General features: G+C 60.3%; 16 protein-coding genes. 2 read left to right on the forward strand and 14 right to left on the reverse strand.

Features of this window, described 5'->3' with window-relative positions; translation table 11 throughout:
- Window positions 1-88: 88 nt before the first annotated feature.
- Window positions 89-841, reverse strand: coding sequence for an alpha/beta hydrolase (locus tag LPB072_RS12470; protein ID WP_231943241.1), 753 nt, complete (start codon window positions 839-841; stop codon window positions 89-91).
- Window positions 842-1,183: 342 nt separating this feature from the next.
- Between LPB072_RS12470 and LPB072_RS12475 the strand changes: the two genes are divergently transcribed.
- Entirely contained in the window at window positions 1,184-2,995 is a 1,812-nt protein-coding gene (locus LPB072_RS12475; protein WP_157559315.1) for a GDSL-type esterase/lipase family protein, read from the forward strand.
- Between the two features lie 76 nt (window positions 2,996-3,071).
- On the opposite strand, the gene LPB072_RS12480 is transcribed toward LPB072_RS12475, so the two are convergent.
- The 13 genes from LPB072_RS12480 to LPB072_RS12545 form a co-directional block, all read right to left on the reverse strand.
- Window positions 3,072-3,725, reverse strand: coding sequence for a hypothetical protein (locus LPB072_RS12480; RefSeq protein ID WP_066090194.1), 654 nt, complete (start codon window positions 3,723-3,725; stop codon window positions 3,072-3,074).
- On the reverse strand, window positions 3,710-4,234 hold the full coding sequence (locus LPB072_RS12485) for a hypothetical protein (protein ID WP_157559317.1): 525 nt from the start codon (window positions 4,232-4,234) through the stop codon (window positions 3,710-3,712). The genes LPB072_RS12480 and LPB072_RS12485 overlap by 16 nt, the downstream gene beginning before the upstream one ends.
- Window positions 4,235-4,496: 262 nt before the next feature.
- The gene (locus LPB072_RS12490; RefSeq protein WP_066090200.1) at window positions 4,497-5,078 is read right to left on the reverse strand and encodes a YdeI/OmpD-associated family protein; all 582 of its coding nucleotides are present in this window, start codon (window positions 5,076-5,078) and stop codon (window positions 4,497-4,499) included.
- A gap of 149 nt (window positions 5,079-5,227) precedes the next feature.
- Complete coding sequence (locus tag LPB072_RS12495; RefSeq protein WP_066090203.1) at window positions 5,228-5,836, reverse strand: GyrI-like domain-containing protein; 609 nt, start codon at window positions 5,834-5,836, stop codon at window positions 5,228-5,230.
- A 70-nt stretch (window positions 5,837-5,906) separates the two neighbouring features.
- Window positions 5,907-6,266: a DUF1801 domain-containing protein gene (locus LPB072_RS12500; protein WP_066090930.1), complete on the reverse strand. Its 360-nt coding sequence runs from the start codon at window positions 6,264-6,266 to the stop codon at window positions 5,907-5,909.
- A 141-nt stretch (window positions 6,267-6,407) separates the two neighbouring features.
- Window positions 6,408-6,701, reverse strand: a complete 294-nt coding sequence (locus tag LPB072_RS12505) for a hypothetical protein (protein ID WP_066090207.1) — start codon at window positions 6,699-6,701, stop codon at window positions 6,408-6,410.
- Between the two features lie 95 nt (window positions 6,702-6,796).
- Window positions 6,797-7,171 (reverse strand): hypothetical protein, encoded by a 375-nt coding sequence (locus LPB072_RS12510; RefSeq protein ID WP_066090210.1) that lies wholly within the window; start codon window positions 7,169-7,171, stop codon window positions 6,797-6,799.
- Window positions 7,172-7,203: 32 nt separating this feature from the next.
- A complete protein-coding gene (locus tag LPB072_RS12515) occupies window positions 7,204-7,674 on the reverse strand; it encodes a DUF2721 domain-containing protein (RefSeq protein ID WP_066090213.1) in 471 nt (156 codons plus the stop codon).
- A 210-nt stretch (window positions 7,675-7,884) separates the two neighbouring features.
- On the reverse strand, window positions 7,885-8,427 hold the full coding sequence (locus tag LPB072_RS12520; RefSeq protein WP_066090216.1) for a hemerythrin domain-containing protein: 543 nt from the start codon (window positions 8,425-8,427) through the stop codon (window positions 7,885-7,887).
- Between the two features lie 128 nt (window positions 8,428-8,555).
- A complete protein-coding gene (locus LPB072_RS12525) occupies window positions 8,556-9,527 on the reverse strand; it encodes a DUF808 domain-containing protein (protein ID WP_066090219.1) in 972 nt (323 codons plus the stop codon).
- A gap of 14 nt (window positions 9,528-9,541) precedes the next feature.
- Complete coding sequence (locus LPB072_RS12530) at window positions 9,542-10,372, reverse strand: phytanoyl-CoA dioxygenase family protein (protein WP_066090933.1); 831 nt, start codon at window positions 10,370-10,372, stop codon at window positions 9,542-9,544.
- 446 nt (window positions 10,373-10,818) lie between these two features.
- Entirely contained in the window at window positions 10,819-14,838 is a 4,020-nt protein-coding gene (gene purL / locus LPB072_RS12540; protein WP_066090224.1) for a phosphoribosylformylglycinamidine synthase, read from the reverse strand.
- Window positions 14,839-14,988: 150 nt separating this feature from the next.
- Window positions 14,989-15,660: a hypothetical protein gene (locus LPB072_RS12545; protein WP_066090227.1), complete on the reverse strand. Its 672-nt coding sequence runs from the start codon at window positions 15,658-15,660 to the stop codon at window positions 14,989-14,991.
- Window positions 15,661-16,032: 372 nt separating this feature from the next.
- Here LPB072_RS12545 and map point away from each other — a divergent pair, with 372 nt between their 5' ends.
- Window positions 16,033-16,851 carry a type I methionyl aminopeptidase gene (gene map, locus LPB072_RS12550; protein WP_066090230.1) on the forward strand — a complete coding sequence of 273 codons (819 nt, stop codon included), beginning with the start codon at window positions 16,033-16,035 and terminating at the stop codon, window positions 16,849-16,851.
- Window position 16,852: the final 1 nt, after the last annotated feature.

Raw genomic sequence — 16,852 nt, forward strand, 5'->3', positions numbered from 1 at the left:
GCGGAAGCAAACCACCCCTGTGGGTTCTGGAGGTGAGAGAAAAGTCCTTTCAGGCCGCCAAGTCATGGCCTGAAGGTGGTCCTGGCCATCAGGAGCAGTTGGGTGGCAATTGAAGCAAAAGATCCACCAGATCTTGCGGTGCACTCACCATCGGATCATGTCCGGTCGCCATCTCCAACACCCGCCAGCCCGGCTCGCTGCGAACCCGTTTGCGTGCCGCATCAATTGTGGCCAACGGCGGCTTGTTGCAATCGATAAAGGTGCGCGGCAGCGCAGCCACCCGGGCGGCATCGAAATGCAGTGGTTGCTGGTACAGCCGAAAAGGCTGCGGTGTTTGACGGCGGTTGACCCAGTCGCGATCAGCGCCCGACAGGCCAAACACGCTGGCGTCTGGCGGCGGAAAGCTCAGTCCCCCGCTGGCCTTCGATTCTTCGATGCGCTTTTGCACGGTCTCAGGCGTGTGTGGCGTGCTCCAGCTGTCGCCTGGGTCGGGAATGCCTGCGTCGAGGTAAACCAGTTGATTCAACAGGCCGGGACTGCGCTGCTGCAACCGGTCGGCCACGCAGGTGATCAGGTTGCCTGCATAGCTGTGGCCCACCAGAATCACATCGTTCAGTTCCTCGGCATCGATCAAACCGATCACGTCTTGAATGTGGGTATCGATGCCCACAGCAGGGCTCAACAAATGGGCACGCTCGCCGACGCCGGTGAGTGTGACCGCGTGGGCCACGTGGCCAGCCTGGCGCAACAGCGGCAATACCCTCGCCCAACACCATGCGCCATGCCACGAGCCGTGTACCAACACGAAGGCGGGTTTTGGGATTTCGGTGGGTGTGTTCACGGGCAATCTCCTCGGCAATATGGGTTTCTGCTGATGGTCAAAGTTTTCGGCCAAAAATCCGCTTGATTCTTGCACGCCAGTGGCCCCGAGGCGTCGAGCCACAGCAGCCCACAGTCAAGCCGCCATTTTTTAAACCCCACCGCCTTTCACCCCAAGACTCTGGCTGGCCCCCCATCTGACCGGTTGATCGACAGCCTGAGCAAAGCCAAAGTGTTCACACGCGACCTCTTCGGCAACGACTGAGTCAACGGGGCCGCACTCCACGAATCCACACTCACTCCATTTTTCTCGAGCAAAGTGCTCCCTGCCCCTGGTCCAAACTGCGCCCCTTTAGGAACTTCGTTGAGCTCAAGCGCCTTCTTCTCATTGACCGCTATTGCCACAGCCGCGCTGCTCACCGGGTGCGCCAGCAGTGGTTCGTCCACACCAACGGTGAGCAATCCCTACAGCGCAACCGGCAGCAGCACATTGGGAGAAGTCCAGGTGAACACAATGCGGGTGTTTGGCGACAGTTATTCAGACCCCGACTACACCAGCTATCTCGGCTCCATCAACTGGTCAGAGCAATTGCAGGCCAGTGGACTGGTGTCTGAGAACCTGAACTACGCCATCGCCGGGGCTCGAGCCAGCAGCGGTGAGGTGCGGTCTTTTGATCAACAAATCGACACGGCATTGAGTGGCACAGCCATTGCCGATGGGGATCTCACGGTCGTTTATCTCGGCCACAACGACATCGGTCGCACAGGCAGTCCTGACAATCTGGTCAACTCATCCGCAGACTACCTGACGGGCATCAACGAACTCATCGCAGCAGGCGCAGCAGACGAAAACCGACGGATTTTCGTCACCCAAATCCACGACTGGAGCCGCAACCCGGGTGTGGCCGACAGCACGGCAAGCCAGGTGACAACGTGGAATACGATGATTGCCGGCATCGCCAATACCCATAAAAACGTCATCGCAGTGGACATGTACACGGCATTCGAGCGCATTTTTACAACCCCCGAGACCTATGGGTTTGCCAACGTGACCACGGCCGACTCAAGCCGCTCCAGCATCGACGCCCTGTACACCGACAGCACCCATTTCGGCAGCCTCGGTCAGAAAGTCATCACCCGCGTCTACCAACACTACCTCACCCGCGGATGGGACTGGGCCAACAGCGTCAGCGCTGGCACCGATTCGGCGGCTCAACTCAATGCAGACATCGATGACGGCACCCTGGTGTTGAGCAGCTCGTTTGGAAACACAACGGGACAATCGCTTCAATACGGTTTCCGACTGCTGCCAATGGGTGTCAAGGATACGAATGCGCTCAGCCAATCCTCGGCGCAGACCAGCCAGGTGTTTCGTCCGTTCAGCGAGCAAACCGCATTTTCACAATCAACCCCCTCGGGGCTGGCTCTGGATTTCGGCCTGGGCACATCGGATAAGCCAGGCGATGCCCGGATCGGTGTGGCACTGTTGCAATACCAGCAAGCCACAGACCTGACATCCGCTCAAGAGCACCAGTCTCGCCAATACACATCCAGCGCCCTGTCCGCCTACTTGCACCAGCCCTTGGCCGGCGGGATGTTCAGCGCCCAGGTTTCCCACCTGAAGCTGGATTTCACCAACCAGTCCCAAGACGACCTCGTCAATCTGAATTTGACCAACGAGAACACCGGTGACACGTGGTCGATGGTCAACAAGTTGCGCTATCCCATGCGCAGTGGTGGTCTCAGCATCACCCCTTGGGTTTCGCTGACCGGACAGACCCACAACCTGGATGCCGCCCAGTTTTCTTCGCTCTACACCTCCGACGTGAAGTACAGTTCGTCGCGCATGAATGAACTGCTCTCCGGCTTGGGAGTTGACATCCAGTCCAGTCCCATCTTTCTCGATAGGGGCGCCAAAGTTCAGTTCGGTGGCAGCTTGAACCACATATCCAGCCTTTACCGTGACGCCATCACCGTGTCCATGGAAGAGTCGAACACGGCGGGCTTCGTGCAGAGCGAGGTTTTCCAGTCAGAGAAAATCAACGCCACGCTGCTGAGCCTGCAAGCGAATGTCCTTTTGAACAAGCAGGTTCGAATCAGCGCAACGTATGGCGCCAAATTGCAGGATGTCAAAGACACGTCCAGCCTCGCAGTCCTGGCCCACTTCAGCTACTGATCATCTGGCGCCGGGCCGATCCATGAAGACTCTCTATGTGGCTGGTCGCGAAGAAACTCATTCCTTGCAAGCAACCTCACCCCTGAGCCAAGCCAAACAAGAAAATCAACGGTACGGGTGCCGCTGCCAGCAGAATGGCCGCAAGGAAGCCGGGCAAGTGGAAAAGTCCGCTCATACCGGCGCACAGCGCGATTCCGCCACCGCCACCGACAAGTGAGTTGCCAGGCAAATTGAGGAGCGCCATCAACCCCAAATGGCGATGACGCAGCAAGAACGGAACAATGCGGCGAGGCGCACCATCAACCAGCAATGCCAGGCGCGCATTGGCATCGAGTGGCGCCAATCGCAGCACCAGCCGCTGCGCCCGTAGGAACCCACATGCGGCCAATGCCGAGGCAATCGAAAGCGCAGGGACCAGCCTGCCGACCATAAAAGCAAGCAGCAGTGCAATGACCATGCCTGCATACACAAGCAGCGCTACCCTCGCGCCCAAGACCATCAACAGGGCGAAGCCCACCTCTGCCCCTGGAACAAACGGTACCGCCGAGGCAAAAACAAACACGAGCATGGCGATCAAGATCAACCTGTGAACCATCGGCTCATTGCCAGGCCGGACATCGATAGCGGCAAATTCAAAAAGGTGCTGCCCGATCAGCCAACCCCCTGATAGCAGCGTCAGGTACATGGCGATCACAAAGGCCCATCGCCACCGCTTCACAAGCGTCTGCACTGAGTTCCCTCATCCGAATTTTTTGCGACCGGAAATGTCGGGACCCCTTGTGGCGTAGCCGATGGGGTCAATACTCCGACAAAAGCCAGTTTGCGTTTGACGTCTCCATACCAGCGTTGCTGAGTCCAATTGATCTGAACGTTGATCTGATCGCCAACAACCCGCCCTGAGTAATCGAACTGCCCTCCATCTGCGCTCGGCAGGCTGCCTTGAAACTGGATGCTGTCGCCCACCCTGCGGGTCCAATAGGCACCCGGTTGATAACCACAGGCCAGGCAATTCGAGGACCAGAACTGCCCGGTAGCGAAATGCAACTCGTCGTCCAGATCCCGCTTGTCTTCTGGGCCGATCTTGCCAACGAAACTCATACCGTCGAGCGGCCCTCGACCGATCGGCGCTGAGGTCGCGAACTTGTCCGACTCGTCGAAACTCTGCGCCAGCGCAGGGTTTGCCAAGACCGCGAGCGCCAGTGCCATACCAACCTCGAGGTGACGCCATTCAATAGCCATGGAAGCCTCCAAGCTTTGTCATCGTCCATCCAGCATACCCACTCTGCGCCACTTCGGCTCTTTTTGATGCGGTCTGCTGGGTCGGTCGGCCTTAGGGCCGCCTGAACTGAGAACGCACAACACGCCTCTTGACAGGCCCATGGATGCATCTAGCCTCAAAGGGCAATTCCGCACTTGCGCGGGAGCCAATAGCCCGGAGATCCCTTTTCTCCTGGCGTTCGAGTTGGGCTGCGGGCCCATCGCGCAACCTTTGCTCGTCAACTCAGGCGTTTCGACGTTTTGCCACTATCGAAAGCTCAACCGCCTCGGGAGCCCGAAGGGCCTTGCTGTAGTAGCCAGAGGGATCGAAACAGCAAACCCGCTTCTTGCCGCAAGCCAGCATCTCGCAGGCATCAGCGATTCGCTTGGCGCGGGTCTTCGCTTGCTTGGCCGAAACGATCCAGTGAATCCAGTCAACTCGCGCGATGGTCGTCGTACCCATCCATACCGTTTGAGCCTCTGGAGCCGCCGCCAGAGCCTTCTGAAAGTCTGGCGGCATGTCAGGCTCGGGCTCCTTGTCCACAGGACTCAGCTCAAGCGCAACGGTATCCCCCTCCTCAAGGCCAATGGCTTCTTGCAACGCCCTGCTGATCGGGAGCCAATGGCTCAAATAACCATCGGGTTCAAGCGTCACCTGAACAGGATGACCGTTGATCGAACCTTCAACGGTCGTCCTTCCTCGCCTTGGAAGTTTTTCACTCACATGCTTTGGCAAAAGGACGAATGCCCAAGGTGAAGCGCTGTCAGGTGTTGCCGGGCAAAGCAGTTTTGCCTGGAATCGGGATACTTTTTCGGCTTGGGTCATAACAAAGTCTCCGGGCTACGCGCGCAGCGTTCGAGCAGGCAAGGCGACGCCAGTGAAACGCCATCCAGGCAAAGCCGGTGGTCATGCCGCATCACTAACAGCAAGGTACCAGGCCCAGAGCACAGAGGGAAGAAGCTGTTCCATGGCCATCAGTTCATGGGTTGGCGAATGATTGTCTTCCAGTTGGCAGGTGCGGCGCGCCTTATATCGCTGAGGTAGATCTCGTGGTGTTTCCCGGCGACGCTCGCTCGGGCCTGAATGAATCTGTGAACCTTTTCGACAGTGGGGCCCTCTTCGCTGAAGGGCCCAACATGAAGCACCTGTGCACACAGCCCCTCTTCAAACATCTCAATCCTCAATTTGCTCAAGGCCGGCAGCGCCTTCTTTCGTTTCACTTCAGCCATGGCCGCCTGGATGGTTTCCAGACCAACAAAGTCGGGCTGCATGATCATCAGGGTCCATTTCCACTGGGTCCGGTCATTGGCGGTGAATGCCGACATATCCTCAGCCCACCACAGGCCTTCGAGAGGCATGACGGCATAGTCCCTCGCTTCAGGTCCCTTCTGCACCATGAACTTCGCCGTGTACGAAACTGCAAACAGGGCCTCCACCGCCTGGGCATAGCCTTGCGAGGTATTGGGATCACCCTCCCCGTCAACCATCAGGAACCAAAATGCGGGCACATCCACCTGAACCACCTCTTTGGCCGATGGTGCATACAGGTGCTTCAGCTCCTTTTTTAGATCAATTTTCTGCACAAACCCTCCACAGATGGCGGTGCCTCAAGTTGGTTCAGTGACGATGGTGAAGACACCATGCGGGTAGCGGTCAGCCCCCCTTTGCGGCCTCCAGAGCCAGCGCAAGGTACTGCGCCAGGTGCTTGTGCTCGAGATCGGCTATGGATCTCAGCTTGACGTGGCGGCGGCCCTTTCCCGCCCCTTCGAGGTGTCCAAGCTCATCGGCGATACCCGCTCCACTGTTGAACTCGACGGACACGTGGGCTTTGTAAGCAAACACGCCCGTAAACTGAATGCCCGACGCAAACAGGATGCCACCGTATTTGACTTCCTCCGACGCATCCTTGAAGCTCTTGCGGACCAGGGCTCGAACCGCCTCCACGATCTGGTAACTCTCTTCACTCACAAAGCGAATGTCTTGCATGAGCGTTTCAACGGATTGTTTTGCCATATTGAAATCGGGTTGATCTGATCCATCGAAGTTGTCCAAGAAGCTGCTGTACAAATGACAGGGCCGGGTTGTCGGGTAGAGCAAATCGTTCGGTGACGCATGCCCATGAAAGCAAACCTCAGTCCAGCAGCCTGACCCAGCTCATTGCCCGTTTTGGCAATCTGAAAAAACGACTTGCCCTATCTGGCGAGGCGTTTCGCTTTTCCTCGAAATATAGACCCTGTCCAGGATGATCTTGATCTCGGCGGCTGTCAGCTTGCCGCTTGCATTTTTGGCCACTCGGGTGTCTTCCCTGGCCTTGCCACGGTCTCTCTCCATGGCAGTCGAGACGCTATGAAATGATTGCATCTTGCAATCCGGTGCAGCCTGGTCCGCAAGAGCCAAACCGCAGGTCAGGGTGGTGAATGCAAATGCAAAAGCGGTCTGTATTTTCATAGTGTGTCCTTTGATTCGGTGTCTCGAAGGTCGAGAACAACCGTGGTTGCAAACCCCGGAAACCCGGCAAATCACGCCTGTCGACTTCAGCACTTTCAGAGTTCTTCCCGTGCCTCAATCATCAGACTTCGGATACGCGAGCCCTTCACTTTCACCACCGCCCTGACCCTCAGCGCCTGCTCGGCCTCCAGGCGCACGCGATGGTGGTAATCCAGCCCGTCGGTCTGGCCAGGGCTGTGGCTGGGAAAGCGCCGATTCCATTGGCGCTGGCCGTCGAACTCTACGGTCAGTTCATGCCAGGGCTCCGTTTTTGCACCTTCCGACGGCACGTCGACCACCAGGGTTACATCCACGTCAAACACCCGGGCCCGAGAGAGCAATCCAGGAATGTTCAGCACGGCCACGGAGGCGCTGCCGACGTCGGTTTGCCAGTGTTCAGGCTGGATGGTCGGGCTGTCGGGAACGGGCATGTGGCTGTGAGGCGAATGTCGGGTCGAGGGGACTATCGTGCGCTTTGTGGGCCGCGCTTGGCGGGTCCGGAAATGCGGATGGATTGGGTGGCCATGTGCACTTCGCGCAGGAAGTAGCCCAGCCCGATCACCATGGCGCCGGTGGCGACTGTGAACAGCAGGCCAATGACCCAGCCAAGATCAAGCTGCAGCAGGACTTGCAGGAAAAGCGAGGCGATAACGGTACAGACCAGCAGCGCGGCGAAAGTGCAGGCGGTGATCGCCGCGCTGGCCAGATAGCGGCGGTGTTCCAGGCTACCGAGTTCATGGTTCTGGCTGTCGTTGAGCTTGGGACCACCGGGCTGGCCCAGTTCGGCCAGACGGCGACCGCGGTCGATAATGCGCGCCAGGCGCCCAGCCATCACGTTGAGCAGACCTGCAATGCCTGTCAGTAGAAAAGCAGGCGCCAGAGCAAGCTGAATGGCGTGACCGACGTCGCCTAGGTTGACCACTGCGTTGAACATGAAACTCCGGAATCTGGCTATCAAAACAGCGTCGGCAACATGCCTGCGCCCTGGAATGGCCCAACCCGGTCTGAGCGCCTTCGCAAGAAGTACACACCGACAAGGCATGGCGCAAATGTAGCAAAGCACCGTCCAGAAAAAAGGGGTGCCGAAGCACCCCTTTACTCTACGCTGGTCAAACCATGCATCGATCTGGCGAAATGAACCCTCTCACACGTAAGCGTTGACCGACTTCACGTGCCGCATGTGCAGCGACATGCCCAGGGCAGCCATGTGGTTGCTGTTGCGGCTGAGAATCTGCTCAGCCAGTGGCAAAAACTCGGATTCCTCGAAACTCGCGTGGGCCTGGTATTCGGTCACCAGCCTGTGCAGTTCGCTCACATCGAGGTTGGTGCTGTGTCCCTTGGCCACGGGCTTCAAGCCCTTTTCCAGTTGCTTCCACAGCGCTTCAACGGCGCGGTGTTCGTCGGTCAGGCGTTTGGCCATGGCTTTGACGCGGGTGAGCTCATCGCCCGCTTGCGCGCTCGCAATCACGGCGGGGAACAGTTCACGCTCTTCTTCGAGGTGGTGCTCAAAAATCGCTTCGCGAAAAAATTCCAGCGATTCTTCTGCAATCTGACGGGCTCTCGCCGCAGGCTCCAGCAGCGCTGGCAGCTCATCCAGAGCCTTCAGGCGTTTCACAATGCCCACATGACAGTTGTTGAAATTGCTGATGGGAGCGGCGGTATCGACTACTGGCGGGGCGGCGTTCATGGCGGTCTCCTGGGGCCCGTGGCGCGGAGCGGATCGCTCTCAGAAATCGCGCACGAAGCAACTGCAGCCGAGTCTAGGGAAGACAGGCATCCGCGCCTTGATGCAGGTCAAGGCCAGGGTCCAGCCGATCAATGCGCTGGCGATTTGCCACGCATGCGGTTCACGGTGTTGAACAGGAAGACCGCTACAGCGCCAGCCAGCAAACCCGCCGCACCACCCGCAAAGCTGCTCACCACACCACCGACCCATCCAAGGCCTTCGGCAAAATGCTCAACCGCATGGCCGAGCGCAGGGATGCCGTGCAGCAAGATGCCGCCGCCCACCAGGAACATCGCGGCTGTGCCCACAACCGACAGCGTTTTCATCAGCCATGGCGCAAAAACCAGCAGGCCCCGGCCAACGGCCTGTTTCCATCTGGCAGCCTGCTGGGTCAGGTAGAGACCCACATCGTCCAGTTTCACGATGCCGGCGACCAGGCCGTATACACCCATGGTCATGATCGTCGCGATGCCCACCAGCACGGCCAGTTGGCGCCCGAAACTCGCGTCGGCCACGGTACCCAGCGTGATCACGATGATTTCGGCCGAAAGAATGAAATCGGTACGGATCGCGCCTTTCACCTTGTCTTTCTCAAACGCAACCAGATCCACATCTTCGTCGTTCACGGCCTTGACCAGTTCCTGGTGATGGGCTTCATCGTCTTCCTTCTTGTGGAAAAACGCGTGCAACACCTTTTCCGCGCCCTCAAAACAGAGAAACAGGCCTCCCATCATGAGCAAAGGTGTGATCGCCCAGGGCGCCACCGCGCTGATGGCCAGTGCCGCAGGCACCAGAATGGCCTTGTTCAGCATCGAGCCCTTGAACACCGCCCAGACCACCGGCAACTCGCGGTCGGCCTTCACGCCCGTGACCTGTTCCGCATTCAGCGCCAGATCGTCACCCAGCACACCGGCCGTTTTTTTGGCCGCGATCTGGGTCATGGCGGCCACATCGTCGGCCGCGCTCATGCCCTGGCGGGCGGCGACTTTGGTCATGACGGCGACGTCATCGAGCAAAGTGGCGATGTCGTCAATGAGGGCGAGGAGACTGGAGGCGGCCATGGGCGGGAAAACTTTCAGGGTTGGCGGTCAGGCCGAGGCCAGACCAGCGGAAACAGGGGGTCGTTCAACGCACTGCCGTCGGGCAACCTGTCGCTGAGACCCGCAAACGGTGGCGATGTTCGCCAAGGGCGCGGCGCGTGACGCGCATCATCGCCCAGGTACCGTGCAGAGAATACACGGCGGCGCGCACCCGGCCCAGTGCCGCTGGAGGCATGCAGGCTGAGCATGTGGAAAGCCACACAGTCGCCTGGCTCCAGCGCCCAGCCGAGCTGGCGAAAACGCTCGGGGTCGGCATCGATGGCGGGCAGCTCGGCCAGCGTCCCTTCGGCGAACCATTTCGCTTGGCTGTCGCGAAAGGTGCGCGGCATGTACCAGGCGCCTTCGTGGGAACCGGCCACAAAACGCAACGTGCTCACCAGCGGCACCCGGTCCACCGGGATCCAGAAGCTCACGTTTTGCCGACCGCTCACGTTGTAGTACGGCTGGTCCTGATGCCAGGGCGTGGGCTGGCGCGTGTCCGCTTCCTTGACCAGCAAATGATCGTGGTACAGGCGCACCGTATCGCTCCGCATCAGCTGGGCGGCGATGTGGGGCAGCGCCGAGTTTTGCAGGATGTCACGGTAGGCCGGGTTGTTTTGCCAGGTGCAGAAATCTTCCACAAACCGGCCCGGATCGTCGGGTTCGCTGGCCACGAGGGCCAAGGGGCTCAGGTGGGCGAGGTTGTGTTCGATGCCTTCTTGGAGGCGCTGGACGTCTGCGGGGGAGAGCACGCCGCGCAGAACCACTGCGCCTTCTTCGACATAGCCAGCAATGGTTTCAGGACTGATTGGGTGTGAATTCGCCATTTTTACCATGTCAGCAGCGACGCAAAACGGGCTCGCAGTGGGACCAAATACAACGGGCGCAAACCAAAGCTACGCGGCTACGAGAGGCTTGAACGACCTGTTGGCCGTACCAAGACAGGGCTTCTTTACTTGATGCACGAGATTGCCCGGACCCAAGACCCGCAATCCACGGTATGTCTCCGCTGGAATCGCCAGAACACCACCTGGACCCACGACCGTCCATTCAGAAAAATCTTGCGACCCCAGTCGGCTCCTTGTCCGGAGCCCCCCACGGCGCGCAGCACGCTATCGAGACGCTTCAAAGCCCCTTCGTCGTACCCATCTGCGACGAGCCACTCTTCACTTTTCAAAGCTGTCTGCATTGTGAAAAGGTATGCTTGGATGTACCGGTGTTGGCCAGACCGACAGAAATGTGTCCCTGAAGGAAAAGCGCGATACGCAAGCCATCACCCGATGGCCTTGCGGGCATTGCGCCAAATCCGCATCCAGGGGCTCTGCGCCGCCGGGTCACCACTCGTCCAGCTCATCTGGATGTTGCGGAACACGCGCTCGGGGTGCGGCATCATGGCGGTGAAGCGGCCGTCGGCCGTGGTCACGGCGGTCAGGCCGCCGGGGCTGCCGTTGGGGTTGAACGGGTATTGCTCGGTGGCGGCGCCATCGTTGTCCACGTAACGCATCGCGGCCAGCGCTTTTGACGCATCACCCCGGTGCTTGAAGTTGGCGTAGCCCTCGCCGTGCGCCACCGCGATCGGCAAGCGGCTGCCGGCCATGCCTTGCAGGAACAGGCTGGGCGACTCCAGCACCTCCACCATCGACAGGCGCGCTTCGAAGCGCTCGCTCTGGTTGGTGGTGAAGCGCGGCCAGGCTTGGGCGCCGGGAATGATGTCGGCCAATTCGGCGAACATCTGGCAGCCGTTGCACACGCCCAGACCAAACGTGGTCTGGCGGGCGAAGAACTCGCGGAACTGGTCGGACAGCACGTCGTTGAACGTGATGCTGCGGGCCCAGCCGATGCCGGCGCCCAGCGTGTCGCCGTAGCTGAAACCGCCGCAGGCCACCACACCCTGGAAATTGCGCAAATTGGCGCGGCCCATTTGCAGGTCGGTCATGTGCACGTCAAACGCTTCAAAACCGGCTTGCGTGAAGGCGTAGGCCATTTCCACATGGGAGTTCACGCCCTGCTCGCGCAGGATGGCCACTTTCGGGCGCGCGGAGTTGATGAACGGCGCGGCCACGTTGTCCGAGGGATCGAAACTGAGCGACACGTGCATGCCCGGGTCTTGCGGCAAGCCCGCTGCAGCGTGCTCGGCATCGGCGCAGGCCGGGTTGTCGCGCTGCTGGTTGATCTTCCAGCTCACGCTGTCCCAGACCTGGTGCAGGTCAAAGAGATCGGCACTGAACACGGCCTTGGTGTCGCGCCAGACCTGCAACTTGCCCTTGCCCACTTCGATGGTGGAGCTCAGCGGGCGGGTCTTGCCGATGAAGTGGCTGTGTTTGGACAAGCCATGCTCGCGCAGCGTCTGCATCACGGCATCCCGTTCAGAGGTGGCCACCTGGATCACGGCGCCCAGCTCTTCGCTGAACAAGGCCTTGAGGGTGAGCTCTTCGCGGCGCGCGCTGACCTGGGTGGCCCAGTTTTTCGCGTCGCCCGAATCCATGCGGCTGTCGGAGATGCCGTCGCCCTCCAGGAGCAGCATGTCGATGTTGAGCGACACGCCGATGTGGCCTGCGAAGGCCATTTCGGCTGCAGTGGCCAGGAGGCCGCCGTCGGAGCGGTCGTGGTACGCGAGGATGCTGCCTTTGGCGCGCAAGGCGTTGATGGCGTTGACGAGCTTGATCAGGTCTTGCGGATCGTCCAGATCGGGCACACCGTCTTTCACCGGGCAGCCTGGCTGCTTGAGCGTTTCGCCCAGAATGCTGCCGGCCATGCGGTGTTGACCCTTGCCCAGATCGATCAGGATCAGGGTGGTGTCGTCAATCGCGCTGTTGAGCTGGGGCGTGAGCGTGTTGCGCACGTCAGCCAGGGTAGCGAAGGCGGTCACGATCAGGCTGACCGGCGAAGTCACCTTCTTCTGCTGGCCAGCATCGGTCCATTGCGTGCGCATGGACAGGCTGTCTTTGCCCACCGGAATGGAAATGCCCAGTGCCGGGCACAGCTCCATGCCGACGGCTTTCACTGTGTCATACAGCGCCGCGTCTTCGCCCGGCTCGCCGCAGGCGGCCATCCAGTTGGCGCTGAGCTTCACGCGCGAGAGTTCGAACGGCGCGGCCAGCAGGTTGGTGATGGCTTCGGCCACCGCCATGCGGCCCGAGGCCGGCGCATCGAGCGCGGCCAGCGGCGTGCGCTCACCCATGCTCATGGCTTCACCTGCAAAACCCGAAAAATCGGCCAGGGTCACGGCGCAATCGGCCACCGGCACCTGCCAGGGACCCACCATCTGGTCGCGGTGGCTCAGACCGCCCACGGTGCGGTCGCCGATGGTGATCAGAAAACGCTTGGAAGCCACGGTCGGGTGGCTCAAAACGTCGATCACGGCTTTTTGCAGGTCCACGCCGGTGAGCTCCATGGGCACCGCCTGGCGCTCCACGGATTTGACATCGCGGTGCATTTTCGGCGGCTTGCCGAGCAACACATCCATGGGCATGTCGACCGGGGACTCCTTGCCTTCATCGAACACCGTCAGATGGCGTTCTTCGGTGGCCACACCCACGACCGCGAACGGGCAACGCTCGCGCTCACAGAACGACTTGAACAAATCGAGCGATTCAGGCGCGATCGCCAACACGTAGCGCTCCTGGCTCTCGTTGCACCAGATTTCCTTGGGCGCCAGACCGCTCTCTTCCAGCTGAACCGCGTTCAAATCGAAGTGCGCACCCCGCCCTGCGTCGTTCACCAGTTCCGGGAACGCGTTGGACAAACCGCCCGCGCCCACGTCGTGGATGAACAAAACCGGGTTTTTCTCGCCCAGCGTCCAGCAATGGTTGATTACCTCTTGCGCACGCCGCTCGATTTCGGGGTTGCCGCGCTGCACGGAATCAAAGTCCAGCGAGGCGGCGTTGGTGCCGCTGGCCATGGAGCTGGCCGCGCTGCCGCCCATGCCGATTTTCATGCCGGGGCCACCGAGCTGGATCAGCAGGGAACCGGCCGGGAAATCGATCTTTTTCGTCTGGGTCGAATCGATCACGCCCAGGCCGCCCGCGATCATGATGGGCTTGTGGTACCCGCGCATCACGCCAGTCACGGCCTGTTCGTATTCACGGAAGTAGCCCAGCAGGTTGGGCCGGCCAAATTCGTTGTTGAAGGCCGCGCCGCCCAGCGGCCCCTCAGTCATGATTTGCAGCGGGCTGGCGATGTGCTCAGGCTTGCCGTCGGGCTGGTCGCTCATGCCGCCCCAGAGTTTGGACACGGTGAAGCCGGTCAGACCCGCCTTGGGCTTGGAGCCGCGGCCGGTGGCACCTTCATCGCGGATCTCGCCGCCCGCGCCCGTGGACGCGCCGGGAAATGGCGAAATCGCGGTCGGGTGGTTGTGGGTCTCCACCTTCATCAGGATGTGGTGGGTGGCCGCCTCGGCCGCGTAGGCCGGCGAAGCGCCCTTGCCTGCTCGCGCCACGAAACGCTCGATCTCGCTGCCTTCCATGATGGAGGCGTTGTCGGAATACGCCACGATGGTGTGCTGCGGCGCGGTCTGATGCGTGTGGCGGATCATGCCAAACAGGCTTTTCTCTTGCAGGGCGCCGTCAATGGTGAACTGGGCGTTGAAAATTTTGTGACGGCAGTGCTCGCTGTTGGCCTGCGCAAACATCATCAACTCCACATCGGTGGGGTTGCGCTTCAAACCCGTGAATGCGTTCACAAGGTAATCGATCTCGTCTTCCGCCAAGGCCAGGCCCCAATCCTTGTTGGCCTTTTCCAGCGCCGATTTGCCGCCGCCAAGCACGTCCACATGCTCCATCGCAGCCGGATGCAATTCGGTGAACAAGGCCTCGGCCTGGCTGCGCTCGGTCGTGACCAGTTCGGTCATGCGGTCGTGCAGCACATCGCCGATGGCTCTCAGTTGCGCTTCGCTCAGAGTGGGTTTGCTCAACAGGCCGGTTTTGAGCGTGATGCGGTACTCGACCAGTCGCTCCACGCGGTGCAGCGACAGGCCGCAGTTGTGGGCAATGTCGGTGGCTTTAGAGGCCCACGGTGACACGGTGCCCAGACGGGGCAGCACCCACAGCGCCGCAGCGCCGACCTTGGCGGCCGCCAGATGCGCTTCAGAGCAAGGCTCGCCATAGGCCATCAACTGCCCCAGGCGCTCCACGGTGCGCTCATCGGGCTCGGCTTCGAACGAAGCCAAATGCACGAAGCGGGCCGTGAGGCCGGTGATCTTGTCGGAGATCTCCGCCAGACGGGGCAGGAGTTGCTGGACTTTGAAGTCGCTGACAGCGTTGCCGCCATCAAAAAAGCGCAGATGCAGGGTCACGGTGGGTGGCCTAGAACGACCGGGCGAAGGACAAGCCCGGAGGATGGGTGGAAACCCCCGATTTTACCCGCGCCTCAACCGCTCAATCGCCACAGGCAAGCCCTCAATGACCAGGGGCAACCTGCTGGCGCCGGGCCACCCGGCACCGCATCAGAAGCTGTAGCCGACGCTGAACTTGAGCACCGGCAACACCTTGGCGCTGGACACATCGTCCTGGGCTTTGCGCTCTTCGGCGGCAATACGTGCAGCGGCACCCGGTTGGCTCAACAAGCCGTCATTGCCCGCCAGGGTGATCTTGGGCTCACCAATGGCCACACCCAGGTCGAACGCGAAGGTCCAGCCTGGCTCACCCCGTTGGCCGTGACCCCAGCCGACGCCGACATATGGCATCGTCGACGGGTATTTGATGGTTGCACGCAGCTTGCTGCCGTCGGCTGAAAAAGACTGCCCGTCAATGGTGAAGGTGCCCCCCTGCTGCTCGGCTTCCAGTGCGGCACTGGAACCACCCAGCGTGGCGCCCAACACCACGCGGAACGTACCCTGGAAAGGGCGGATATCGGCAAACAAGCCGCTGCCGCGAAGTTTCAGATCACCTTTGTAGGTGATGTCTTCGTTGGTGTAGGTCTCAGACACCGAACCCTGCACCAACTCTCCGCGCACGCCCAAATGGCTGGTCACAGGCAGATTCAAGCCCAGGCCCAGCCCTCCCGTACCGACCACGCCATACACACCCGGATTGCCCGGCAAACCGTCGGATCCCTGGGCCATGGCCGAACCCGACAACAACGCGGCTGCCATACAAACGGCACGGATTTTGATCATTTAAGCTCTCTTTCTTTCTGCAGATTGGAATTGAAACCGTCCCAGTATAGGAGTGCAGCCTGCGTCCAAACGCAAGGTCTGGGAGCGTTTTGTGCCCTGTTTCTGTGAAGTTGAAACGTGTTCTCGAGGGCGCCAGAAAACCAGTTTTCCAACCGGACCATTGAGGCTCCCCTCGCAAACACCACGCATCGGCCCCTCGGTTTCTGCTCGGCACTCGTTGTTCTGCAACCCGCTCTGTTTTTGTCCGGGGATCCGTGTAAAGGTCCACAACTGTTGCATCAAACCTTCACACGCTGCCGACATCAGGGCTCCATACAGGCCAAAAATCCGCTGATCAACCGGTCAGCGCCACTCGCGAGATAATCTTTACCCATGAGCATCACCTACAAAGACGAAGCCGGCATTGCGGGCATGCGCGAGGCCTGCCGCCTCGCCTCCGAAGTGCTGGATTACCTGACGCCCCACATCCAGCCCGGCGTAACCACACTGGAAATCGACCGCCTTTCGGCCGAATACATGAAAGAACAGGGCACGCGCTCTGCCACCATTGGCTACCAGCCAAGCGGTTACCCGCCCTACCCTGGCCACCTGTGCACCTCGGTCAACCAGGTGATCTGCCATGGCATTCCCAACGAGAAAGCGCTGAAGAAGGGCGACATCCTGAACGTTGACGTCACCGTCATCACCAAAGATGGCTGGTTCGGCGACAACAGCCGCATGTTCCTGATCGGTGGCGAAGCGGCTTGCAGCGTTCAGGCCAGGCGCCTGACGCAGGTCACTTTTGAAGCGATGTGGAAAGGCATCATGATGGTCAAGCCCGGCGTGCGCCTGGGCGATATCGGCCACGCCATTCAGACCTACGCCGAAGGCAATGGGTTCACCGTGGTGCGCGAGTTTTGCGGCCACGGCATTGGCCAGCGCTTCCACGAAGAACCACAGGTGCTGCACTATGGCCGCCCGGGTACGCTGGAGACACTGAAAGAAGGCATGACCTTCACCATCGAACCCATGATCAATGCGGGCAAGCGCGACATCAAGGAAATGAACGACGGCTGGACCATCGTCACCAAGGACCGATCGCTGTCGGCGCAATGGGAACACACCATATTGGTGACACCATCCGGCTACGAAGTGCTCACCATGTCGGCCGGCAGCCCTGCCACGCCCGATTTCGTGACACCAGCGGCCTGAT

This window comes from Hydrogenophaga crassostreae (assembly GCF_001761385.1).
GTDB lineage: Bacteria > Pseudomonadota > Gammaproteobacteria > Burkholderiales > Burkholderiaceae_C > Hydrogenophaga > Hydrogenophaga crassostreae.

Bases quoted from the DNA above. Each gene is read 5' to 3' on its own strand.
- LPB072_RS12485 (WP_157559317.1), bottom strand. From the start codon at position 4,234: ATGGCTATTGAATGGCGTCACCTCGAGGTTGGTATGGCACTGGCGCTC.
- LPB072_RS12490 (WP_066090200.1), bottom strand. From the start codon at position 5,078: ATGACCCAAGCCGAAAAAGTATCCCGATTCCAGGCAAAACTGCTTTGC.
- LPB072_RS12500 (WP_066090930.1), bottom strand. From the start codon at position 6,266: ATGGCAAAACAATCCGTTGAAACGCTCATGCAAGACATTCGCTTTGTG.
- LPB072_RS12505 (WP_066090207.1), bottom strand. From the start codon at position 6,701: ATGAAAATACAGACCGCTTTTGCATTTGCATTCACCACCCTGACCTGC.
- LPB072_RS12510 (WP_066090210.1), bottom strand. From the start codon at position 7,171: ATGCCCGTTCCCGACAGCCCGACCATCCAGCCTGAACACTGGCAAACC.
- LPB072_RS12515 (WP_066090213.1), bottom strand. From the start codon at position 7,674: ATGTTCAACGCAGTGGTCAACCTAGGCGACGTCGGTCACGCCATTCAG.
- LPB072_RS12520 (WP_066090216.1), bottom strand. From the start codon at position 8,427: ATGAACGCCGCCCCGCCAGTAGTCGATACCGCCGCTCCCATCAGCAAT.
- LPB072_RS12525 (WP_066090219.1), bottom strand. From the start codon at position 9,527: ATGGCCGCCTCCAGTCTCCTCGCCCTCATTGACGACATCGCCACTTTG.
- LPB072_RS12530 (WP_066090933.1), bottom strand. From the start codon at position 10,372: ATGGCGAATTCACACCCAATCAGTCCTGAAACCATTGCTGGCTATGTC.
- LPB072_RS12545 (WP_066090227.1), bottom strand. From the start codon at position 15,660: ATGATCAAAATCCGTGCCGTTTGTATGGCAGCCGCGTTGTTGTCGGGT.
- map (WP_066090230.1), top strand. From the start codon at position 16,033: ATGAGCATCACCTACAAAGACGAAGCCGGCATTGCGGGCATGCGCGAG.